This is a genomic window from Prosthecobacter sp. (genome assembly GCF_014879935.1).
GTDB lineage: Bacteria > Verrucomicrobiota > Verrucomicrobiia > Verrucomicrobiales > Verrucomicrobiaceae > Prosthecobacter.
Genome location: NZ_JACSRD010000022.1, coordinates 1 through 4,181, shown reverse-complemented (window position 1 = coordinate 4,181; position 4,181 = coordinate 1). Strand labels below are relative to the sequence as shown.

Here is a 4,181-nt window from a genome sequence, read left to right as displayed (position 1 = left end):
CTCTGCCGCAGAGCGGCAGCCGTCTCGTTGCCCGGCCTTTGAAGGCCGGGAGAGGATGCGGGTGATCGCATTGAGCCATGACCCGCGTCGCAGCGCGACGCCCGAACCCTTCCTCCCGACGCGGCAGGTTCGCGTGTCGCTCTGCGACACCGGATGCCCTGCGGTGTGCCGCCGTTGGCTGTTCCCGGCCTTGAAAGGCCGGGCTACGGCACGTTCGTCGCTCCGCGACTTCCAAACAGGCTTCCAAACACGGCCTGGCACCCCGAAGCTATGCACCAGCATTTCGGCGCCATGCGCCCGGCCGTGTTTGAACCCCTCGAACCATCGAATGCGCTGACAAATGCCGCAGCGCGCGTCAGCGTCCTGGAGTGCGCCGGCCCTCCGGCGCTTTCGAACGTCCCCTGACCTGCGAAAAGCTCCAGAGGGCTGGAGCACTCCAAAACGCCGTCGCGACTTCGCGGGCGGCATGGCGAGCCGGACTTCCGGCATGCATCCATCCATCAATCCACCCATCCATTCATCCATTCATCCCGCTGACGCTACGTGGCACTTCGCCACGATGCGCTGGCCCTTCGACGTTCTGCGCCAGCACTTTGAGCCTTTGGCAGGATGACTCAGGATTGCCACAAGCAATGTGGCGGTCCTGACCACGGCACCGTAAACCGGGGCGTTATTGCAGGGCCACGGAGGCAGGGGCAGCATGATGGATGAAGAGCCAAACCACCACCGGGCTCCGCGGCCTGCTGTCCTCCCCCTTCGACAAGAGCAAGTGGAAGGGCCTGTTTTCCAGCTTCCAGGAGCATCCCTGGGACCGCGCCCGCCTGCACCACCTGATCGAATCGAAGCTCGACGGGCGGAAGTTCATCGTGGCCTCGAATCGCGAGCCTTTCATCCACCGCCGCCGTCCAGATGGCACCGTGGAGTGCATCCGCCCGGCCAGCGGCATGGCCACGGCACTGCACCCGATCATGATGGCCTCCGGCGGCACCTGGGTGGCGCATGGGGCGGGCAATGCCGACCGCCAGGTGGTGGACGCGGATGACTGCCTGATGGTCCCGCCGGAAAGGCCGACCAGATTGCGGATGTCATTCGGCCGGTTGTTCAGCGGTGTGGCGGACACGAGGATGACCTTCTTGCGTGCCAGCAGGTTGTCCCTCAAGCGGCGGCGTGTCGGCGTCTTGCAGATGCGCTGAAGTTCGTCGTAAGAGTCGGCGGTGTCGTTTCGGAACTTGTGTGCCTCGTCCACAATGACGAGATCGAAGCGGTCCGGTTGGCGGATTTTGTGAAGGCTGCCGCTGCTGTGCAGTTCAACATACTGCATGTCGAACTTGTCCAGCGTCCGTTGCCAGCCATCCAGCAAAGCAGGCGGGGCCACGACGAGCACCCGGGAAAGGTGGGCCGGGAAGCCGTTGTGATAGAAAAACTTCTTTGCAATCAGCACCGCGATGATTGTCTTTCCCAAACCAACGACGTCAGAGAGGAAGAATCCATGGTGACGCTGGAGCATCAGGAAGCCCTGCTTTACCGCGTCCATCTGATAAGCAAGCCGCATGAACCCCTCGGGCAGGTCTGTCTCACTGTTCGGATCATACTCAATCGCCGGGCCGAAGAATTCGATGAGCAGTTTGACGTAGAGTTCGAAGGGAGAGAGATCATCCCGCAGGTGGCTTTTTTGCGTGATGTCGGAAACGACCTTCGGAAGCACATGGACACCTTCGGCCCAAAGCTTCTCAAACTCATCGGAAGCGAACTTCACATCCTGATAATCGTGTGACAGGACGTTGAACTCATAGTTGCTGCCGACTTCGTCCACCCCAAGTCCTGCCCCGGTCAGATTGGACGAACCCGTGATGACCGACCCCGGTTTGTGCTCATTGAAGCCCTTGGGGATGAACAGGTAGATTTTAGCGTGCAGCCGTTTGGTGGGATGGGCACGGATCTCAATCTTTTTGGACGCGACATCTTCGGCAAACTGGAGAATGCCCTTTTCCACATCCGGAGAGTAGCGTGCGGCCGCGATGTCCGAAGACAACCCGTCGCGAAACTCACGCATGGCACGCCCAGCATCAGCAAGGAACAACCGTCCTTTTTGATGATACTGCTCCATTATTTCATCCACATTGATGCCCACCAGAAGCCGGATCTGGGGGACGTTATTCAGGTGAGGACGGATGGCAAAGTAGCCTGACGCACGAAGATATCCGATGAGAGAGTCGAACCGTTCAATGTCCGGGTTATGCTCAAAGATACCGGCAAACTTCTTGAGCAGTGTGTTTTCGCCCGAGTTGGTAAAGAAGCGCGATGACATGAAAATTCGACGATCACTGAGGGATTATCTCATCCAAGCAGGGAACGACACGGATGGCAAGCGGGCTGGGCTTGGACTTTGACGCGAGGGACCGGCCCGCAGGGCTACGCTCAGCGTCGCAGGCGGCGACGGGGGCCTGCCCGCAGGGCTGCGCTCAGCGTTGCAGGCGGTGACTTTGAGAGAAGCGGTCTTGGAGAAAACCACGGTTCTCGCCCGGGCTGCGAACCCAAATGGAAGGCAGGATGCCGGATGAATGACCGCCCTGGCAAAAACTTTAGTTCCTTCGTTTTCAATGCATTGCGTCAGCGTTTTCTTTTTAGGCTTCACACCTTGATGGACTTCTGCTTGAATCCGCCTCCGCCCGTTTCCCGGGTCTGTGTCATGGCGCGGAGGAAGAAGTCTCGTTCCACGACGTCCCGGTCTGAGGACCGGGCGGGACGGGCTTTGCCACCGCAGCCGAAACCGGAGGCAGGCGCGGCAGCAGCAGGCCAACGAACGGCTGCGGCGACGACGACCGGAGCACAGGACGAGGCACGGAGAGCTCAGCGCTGGCAGGGGCCGGTGGATCCCATGATCCTACCCTTCATGATCCTACCTTTTCACTGGCCGTGATCACACAACACAACGCAGGCAGCGAGCGACGGAATCCAACCTCACCCTCTTTCGGCCATTCCTCATCCCCGTTTCAAAGAACGCACCGCGAGAGTTTAAAAGGGCGCGAGAGGCCGGAGACAGACCCGCTGCAGGCTGGCTCGGTGAGCCTGCGGTCGGCGTAGGCTGGCTCGCCAGAGCCGGGGGGGACAATGTCGAATGCAGAATGACGAATGACGAAGGGCGGAGTTCTCGGTTCGGTTCTCGGTTCGTGGTGGAGGAGGCCGGTGGAGCCGTTTCAAGGCCTGCTCCGTGCCCCAATCCTCTCCAGAGGCGACGGCGACCCGTTTCGTCATTCGTCATTCGTCATTCGCTCAAAGCGCCTCCTGCTTCCATGGCGGAAGCTTCAGATCCTCCGGCAGGCTGGGGAACAGCCCCCACAGCGCCTGTCGATTCGCGTTCACCGGCGCTCCGTCGAGGAATTTCCACTCCTTGCTGCCCAGCTCACGCACGGCCACCCAGTAGGCCGTGCTGCGGACCTTTCCATCCGGCATCTGAAGGATCGATGTGCGCGGCAGAAAGCACACCTCCTGCGCTTCGGACACGTGGACCGGTGTCGGCTCGCCGAACGTGGTTTCCAGAAAGCGCATGCCGCCCGCCTTGCACTCCTCATAGTCCGCCTGGAACTGCTTGCGGACGTTTTCCTCGCCGAACTTCCGCATCAGCACCGCCGGCACCAGCTTCAGCCCCGCCGCGGCGTCCCACACATCCGCCGCCTTCTGCGCCACCGCCGCCTGCGCCAGCAGTTGTTTCTTCTCCTCAGCCGAAAGCGCCCGGCCCGATGCCGGCTGTGCCCACGCATGCGGGGCCACAAACATGATGCCGCACCATCCGATGAGAACCAGGAGATGAGTCGAAGAGTTCATGACGGCAGTCTAAAACGAAATCGTCCCCGCAGACAAGCTTGGTGTGGCAAGGCGGGGATCAGGGATGAGAGCGGTCCATCGACAGGCGGGTGCCTGCCGCTGCGGAACACGAACGGCGAACCGCCAACCGAGAACGGCGAACCGGGAACTTCCACCACGCCAACCGTGGGCGCACGGGATGCGAAGGTGGAACGGCGTTTGCTCCGGGGAGGATCTTCGTCAATTTGGCCGTCTTCATGACCGAGCTTGCCATTATCATCCTCCTTCTCGCCTTGAACGGCCTCTTCGCCATGGCGGAGATCGCCATCGTGTCGGCCAAGAAGGCACGCATGCAGCAGCGGGCGGAGGAGGGGGCG

General features: G+C 61.2%; 4 protein-coding genes. 2 read left to right on the top strand and 2 right to left on the bottom strand.

Translation table 11 applies throughout. From position 1 onward, the window contains the following. Positions 1-487 precede the first annotated feature (487 nt). The gene (locus IAE77_RS00275) at positions 488-613 is read left to right on the top strand and encodes a hypothetical protein (RefSeq protein WP_294219651.1); all 126 of its coding nucleotides are present in this window, start codon (positions 488-490) and stop codon (positions 611-613) included. A gap of 57 nt (positions 614-670) precedes the next feature. Here IAE77_RS00275 and IAE77_RS00270 read toward each other — a convergent pair whose 3' ends face one another. Both IAE77_RS00270 and IAE77_RS00265 read right to left on the bottom strand, forming a co-directional pair. Further along, a complete protein-coding gene (locus tag IAE77_RS00270; protein ID WP_294219650.1) occupies positions 671-2,308 on the bottom strand; it encodes an SNF2-related protein in 1,638 nt (545 codons plus the stop codon). A 965-nt stretch (positions 2,309-3,273) separates the two neighbouring features. Further along, complete coding sequence (locus IAE77_RS00265) at positions 3,274-3,825, bottom strand: hypothetical protein (RefSeq protein ID WP_294219649.1); 552 nt, start codon at positions 3,823-3,825, stop codon at positions 3,274-3,276. A 236-nt stretch (positions 3,826-4,061) separates the two neighbouring features. On the opposite strand from IAE77_RS00265, the gene IAE77_RS30885 reads away from it, so the two are divergent. Next, positions 4,062-4,181 (top strand): CNNM domain-containing protein (locus IAE77_RS30885; protein ID WP_345780943.1); only part of this gene is annotated, 120 nt, incomplete at its 3' end.